Here is a 241-nt window from a genome sequence, read left to right on the forward strand (position 1 = left end):
CCGGCATCGGCACCAGCACGATCTTGTCGACCTTCGGAATGCGCTTGGCGTTCCAATAGTCCGGATTCTTCGTCAGCTCGGCAAGCTCGCGGGGCACCAGCTTGGTCAGCTTGAACGGGCCGGTGCCCGCGGCATCCTTGGCGAACGCGGTCCAGGCAGCCTGCGACTTCGCCTTGGCATCGGCGCCTTCCGCCTTCTCGTAGAAGTGCTGCCACTTTGCCGGGCTCGCCATGAACAAATT

The 241-nt window shown here is 63.1% G+C and carries 1 protein-coding gene; it reads right to left on the reverse strand.

Annotated elements, in window-relative coordinates:
- Positions 1-241 (reverse strand): ABC transporter substrate-binding protein (locus tag G8O24_RS43790; protein ID WP_244646487.1); only part of this gene is annotated, 241 nt, incomplete at both ends.

It is taken from the genome of Bradyrhizobium campsiandrae, from assembly GCF_014529705.1.
GTDB lineage: Bacteria > Pseudomonadota > Alphaproteobacteria > Rhizobiales > Xanthobacteraceae > Bradyrhizobium > Bradyrhizobium campsiandrae.